The organism is Candidatus Protofrankia californiensis, assembly GCF_900634765.1.
GTDB lineage: Bacteria > Actinomycetota > Actinomycetes > Frankiales > Frankiaceae > Protofrankia > Protofrankia californiensis.
Map to the genome: position 1 here is coordinate 1 of NZ_CAAAFT010000084.1, position 5,389 is coordinate 5,389.

The following is a 5,389-nucleotide window of genomic DNA, read 5'->3' on the forward strand; positions in this document are numbered from 1 at the left end:
GTCTGTGGGCTATCCGGGGGCGGGTAGCGCGCGCAGGGTGGTCAGGGCCTGGACGGCCAGGTGAGCCCACGGGTGGTGGGTGGACAGGTGCAGCACGGTCTGTCGGGCGTGGCGGGCGAGCCGTCCAGCGATGGTGAACAGCCTGTGCCGCAGCCGTTTCGGTTCCCACCGTCGGGCGGTGTGACCGGCCAGGGCGAGCATCGCCGTCCAGGCAAGGAGGTCGAGGGCGAGACAGACCAGAGCGCACCAGATCTGGTTCTGTGCGAAGTCGTGCAGAGGCAGGTTGGCAAGCCCGGTGTCCTTCGCGCCGCGGATGCGGTCCTCGCAGCGGGCTCGGCGGCGGTGGCGTAACTCGAGGTCGGCGAGCTGCCCGCGGCGGCTGTTCGTCGCGAACGCGGTGCACCGGTTGCCCTCAGGGTCAGTGATCCGCAGCTGCGCGCCGGGATGCGGGCGTTCCTTGCGCACGATCACCCGCATGCCCGCGGGCCAGCCGGACAGGTCCATCAGCCCCGTCAGCTCGGCGACCCACGCACCCGGTCTGGGCTTGCCGTCGGCGTCGTAGGCCGGTGTCCACGCCTTCGCCGGGACCTTCACGATCAGGTCTGCGGCGTTGTCGGGCAGGGTGAACCCGACCGAGTAGGACAACCTGCGGCGGTGCAGCCAGGCGGTGAACGCGTGCGTGCCGCCGCCGCTGTCGGTCCGGATCAGCACGGACCTGCCACGTCGCAGCCGTTGCGGCAGCTGGGCCAGGGCCGCGGTCGCCACAGCGACATGGTCGATGGCCGTGTTCGAGCCCGCGTTACCCGGGCGCAGCAGCACCGCCAACGGTTCCCCGGACCCCTCCGGCCCGTGGTCGGCGAACGCCCACAACGGATGGAACCCGTATCCGCGTTTGTTCTCTGAACTTGATCTTCAGGGTGTTGTTCGGGTCGGGATGCCGAGGTCGACGGATGCTCGGGGGGTCGCGATCTGGTCGAGCTGGACGAGTTTGGCGCGGGCGCCGGCGAGGCTGATCTGGAGGCCCTCGACTTCGCCGAGCCATCCTTCGTGGCGGGCTTCGTCGATCCGGAGGATCAGGTTGTCGCGGACGTCGAGGAGGCGTTGGCGTTGCGCCGAGTCCAGGCGCAGGAGCGGGCAGCGTAGGCAGGAGTGTTCGTGGATGCAGGGGGTGGCGTAGGAGCGGCCGCAGGTGCCGAGGGAGACCTTGCGGTGTTCGAAGTGGCCGAGGAACTCCTGCCATTCGGTGTCGGTGGGTGCGCGATATTCCTCGCTGGGTCGCAGGGCGCGTCGTCGGGCGAGGAAAGCGCGATGGCCGTTGATCGCTTCTTCGGGGTAGACGGCCTTGTAGCCCATCGTGGTGTTGATGTCGCGGTGTCCGGCGACGAGCTGGGCGATGTGCGGCGGCATGCCGTGCAGGACGGCGTCGGTGATGAAGATGCGCCGGAAGTCGTGGGGGGTGAACCGCGGCGGGCGGGCTGCCGGGTTCGGGGCGGCGGTGCCGGGGGTCGTGGTGGACGGTGTGTCGGGTAGGGAGCCGCAGATCCAGTCCCGGATCGTTCCGGAGGGGATCGCGCGGTGCTCCATGCCGATCTGGCGTTGGAACAGCAGCGGCATCGGCGGGTTCCAGACCCGCTCGTGGGAGTCGTAGGAGGCCACGCAGGCGACGGCGCCGCCGGGTTGTCGGATCCGGTGGATGACGGCGGCCAGGACGTCGGCCAGTTCGGGGCTGACGACCAGCAGCCGTTCGGTGTCGGTCTTGGACGGGGCGATCTGCACCAGCGGGATCAGCTCGGTGCTGGCCGGCGGGGTGTACTGGACGAGGCTGTGGTGGCTGAGCTCGGTCAGTTCCTCGACCCGGATCCCGGTGTGCCGCAGCGTTTCGATCGCTGCCCAGGTCCAGAACGCCCGGTCTTCTTCCCCGGACAGGTCGCGGCGTGCCCGGGTCGTCGGGTCCTCGGTCCAGACCTTGGCCCTGGACCCTGTTCGGGCCGGGGCGCGGTGCAGGACCTCGCCGCCGTAGCCGAACGGCTCGCCGTGGCCGACGGTCTCGGCGGCGGCCAGCCGCTGCGCGGCGGCGCGGGCCTGGGCCTGGACGCGGGCCACCAGGGCGGGCAGCGCGGGCAGGCGCTCCCGGGTCCGCTGGTCGATCCGGGACTTGCGGCGACGCAGCTCCTTGGACCGGCCCAGGTCCTCCCGGCGGATCGGGCACGGGGCCGCCCACGGTCCCCACCGGGCGGGTTCTTCCATCGCCCACTGGGCGATGTCCAGGTAGAAGGCGCGGACCTGGCCGAGCTGGGCCCGCCCGTCGGACCGCGGCAGCCGGGTCTCGACGGTCTGTCCGTGGGCGTCGACGCCGTGGGTGGTCTTGACCAGGACGCGCTGTTTCCAGGCCGCGGCCACCTCCGGTGCCAGGTGCAACGAGCTGATCCCGGGATGGTGTAGTTCCAGGTCGCGCCAGAACAGCCGTCCCAGGGTCAGGGCCAGCGACCGCAGGGTGGTGTGGTCCAGGGCTGGGGCGCGCTCGAGGAGATAGTCGTGCAGCACCGCCAGGACGGGGGCGCACTCGATGCCGTAGAGGTCGAGCATCTGGCCGGGGCTGAGCTGGCCCTGGGTGGCGAAGGCCCGCAGGGTGGCGGGGGCGTCGCCGAACACGCCCATCGCGTGCAGCACGCCGTAGAGGCCGCGGCCCTGGTTGGCGCGCCGCGTCCCGCCGACCTGCAGCAGCGCGAGTTCCAGGCAGTCCCCGACGGTGATGTCATGGATCAGGCCGCCCTTGGCCGCCACGATCGTCGCCGCTCGGCGTAGCACCGACTTGGCCAGACTCGATCCGGCGCCCGAGGCGGCGCAGCGGGCGGACAGCTCGGCGAAGCCGTCCGGGTCACGGACCCGGGCCAGGTCGGTGGCCAGCCAGTGCGGGGCGATCGGGGTCAGCAGCCAGCCCAGGCTGGGACGGATCACATCGGCGCCGATCAGCAGGAGCAGGCTGCGACGCAGGTTGCTGGTTACCGACACCGACGACCCATATCGCTGGCTGCCGGACTGGAGACGGCCGATCGACGGCCGCCACCAGTCGGCGTTGCCCAGCTCGTCGGCGCCACTGGCCATCCACCGATGCTGCCACGCCGGCCCCGGCTGCTCGGCGAGCCAGTCGACGATCGACACCACCCCCCGCAGGCGCCGGGCCCTCGTCTCCGGGTCCGTGAACGGCGGCGCCAGCACCCGGGCCACCAGCAGGTCACGGTCGATGCAGCTGCCCGGCCAGGACGACGGAACCTGCCGGGGCGGGTAACGGCGATGCAGCCGCCGCATGTCCGGCCCGGCCACGCCGGCCATCCCGGACGGGCCGAGCGCCGGCCGGCCCGCCACGGCCGCCGCCGTCGGGGCCGGGGTCATGACGCCGGCCTGTCGAACAACGCCGCCAGCGACTCGGCGCGATACCCGCCGCCAGGACGTCCCGCGTCCGCGGCCGTCGGCCGAGCGCCGTCAACCAGCGCCTCGCCGGCCTGACGCCGCTGGTGGTGCGCGAGCACCTCGGTGATGACCTCACTCGGCGCCGGCGTCAGATACAGCTGCGTGGTCGACAGGTGCGCGTGGCCCAAAACCCACTGGACGTCACACAATGGCAGCCGCGGATCCCGCGCCATCCGGTAGGCGGCCGTATGCCGAAGATCGTGCAGGGACCAGTTTGCCCCGAGCGCCTCGTTCGCCCGGCGAAACATCGCCCGGGCGGCGTGATACGTCAACGGCCGCGGCGTCCCGCGGCTGGTCCACCACAGCGGGTCGTCGGCCCCGGCCGGCACCGACCGACCCAGCGCGCACTGGTAGAGCCGCAGCCAGACGAACGCATCCGCGCAGGCCGGCAACTGCTGCACCGCCCGGGAGCCCTTCCGCACCACCGTGATCAGCTGCTGTCCCGGATCGACGTCCCCGCCCCGGGCACCCAGCAGCTCCGCCGCCCGCGCCCCGGTCGACACCCAGAACGCCACCAGCGCCCGGTCCCGGTCCGACCGCAGCAGGGCGAAGATCTGGTTGAACCGCTCGTCCGGGATCCGCCGCGGGACCCGCTGCGCCAGCCGAGGCCGGTACCGGCCCGAACGTTCCTTCCCGAACGGCTCCATCGGGTTGTGATGGGCATGCGCGCGGCCACCCGCCCGCTCCCGGACCAGCGGGAACGGGTTGATGATCGGACCGGTCCCTGCCTCGAGGTGGAACGCGTAGAAACCCCGCAGCACCGTCTCGCTGTGCGCCAGCGTCGACACCGCGTACCTACCACCCGGGGAACGTTTCCCGGTCACCGGGTTCGCCACCCCCACCGGCCGCCTCACCACCCCGGCCCGCCGCGGCTTGTCCACCAGCGCCAACCACCGGGAGAAGTCACGGGCCTCGCCACGCGTCGCCTGGTCCCACGGCACGCCGATCGCCCACAGGAACCGGAACCAGCGAAGAAGATCCAGCGCATACGACCGCTGCGTCGCCGCCGTCCGTCCCGACGCTTGCAGCTCGCCCAGGAACCCCGACACACACGCCACGACCTGACCGCCCGGGTCGACCAGCCGGTACGGCTCCCAGATCACCTCGGTCACGACAACCGAGCCGACGCTGTCCGCCACCAGCGTGACAAGGTCACACCGTTCGACACTCTCGCCATCAGCCACAGCCCGGACACTGCCAGGACCAGAACCCGATCAGCGCTCCGACCTGCGGTAACACCCCCGTAGTTCAGTCAACGGTTAAACGTCGCCGCAGCCTTCTCCTTGTCCGAGTGCGCTGTGACCAGCGTGGCGTCCAGATCGAGGATCAGCGGATCGTCGGCCGAGACGGCGCTGTCAGGCGCGTGGACGCCAGCCGCCGTCCACGCCCGGGCGCGCGCCGCGGCCCGAGCCCGCCCGATCGCGGCCAGGACCGTGTCGACATCGGTGGCGAGCCGGTCGACCATCCGGGACACCGTCGGGTCCGAGGCGACCAGCCCATAGACCTCCGGCTCGGCGCGCAGCACCGCGACGTCGGCCAGACAGTCCCCGCCCAACGCCAGCGACACCGCCAGATCACACAGCACCTTGCCCGGATCATGCGTGGCGGTCGGTGCCATCCACGGGGTGAGCGCCACCGACAGCGCCCGGTCCAGGCCAGTCGCACGGACGGTCTCGACCAGCAACACTCCACCCGCCATCGACACCACCCCACGACCAGCGGCGTCCACACGAACAGACGGGTACACGACGGTAGGCTTCACCGCGAAGGTGCTCCTCGGTTGGTACGGACAAGGCCCTAGACAAGCCCAATCCTCCCAGTTCAGGAGCACTTTCCTATTCCCGGCACACCCAACAGACGATCAGCGGTGAAAGCAGCAGGCTAGGAGTGCCCTGAAGATCTTGGTTTTCTGGGGTCG

2 protein-coding genes and 2 pseudogenes are annotated in these 5,389 nt (G+C 71.4%); all 4 read right to left on the reverse strand.

Translation table 11 applies throughout. The features are described 5' to 3' along the window. Nucleotides 1-9: 9 nt before the first annotated feature. Nucleotides 10-894: pseudogene (locus tag DD1DGNOD_RS05075) on the reverse strand (IS1380 family transposase); the annotation flags it as partial. 18 nt (nucleotides 895-912) lie between these two features. Further along, nucleotides 913-3,393, reverse strand: coding sequence for a site-specific integrase (locus DD1DGNOD_RS05080; protein ID WP_206442956.1), 2,481 nt, complete (start codon nucleotides 3,391-3,393; stop codon nucleotides 913-915). After that, a complete protein-coding gene (locus DD1DGNOD_RS05085; protein WP_206442957.1) occupies nucleotides 3,390-4,655 on the reverse strand; it encodes a tyrosine-type recombinase/integrase in 1,266 nt (421 codons plus the stop codon). The genes DD1DGNOD_RS05080 and DD1DGNOD_RS05085 overlap by 4 nt, the downstream gene beginning before the upstream one ends. A 71-nt stretch (nucleotides 4,656-4,726) precedes the next feature. Next, a pseudogene (locus DD1DGNOD_RS05090) lies at nucleotides 4,727-5,233 on the reverse strand (transposase); the annotation flags it as partial. Nucleotides 5,234-5,389 lie beyond the last annotated feature (156 nt).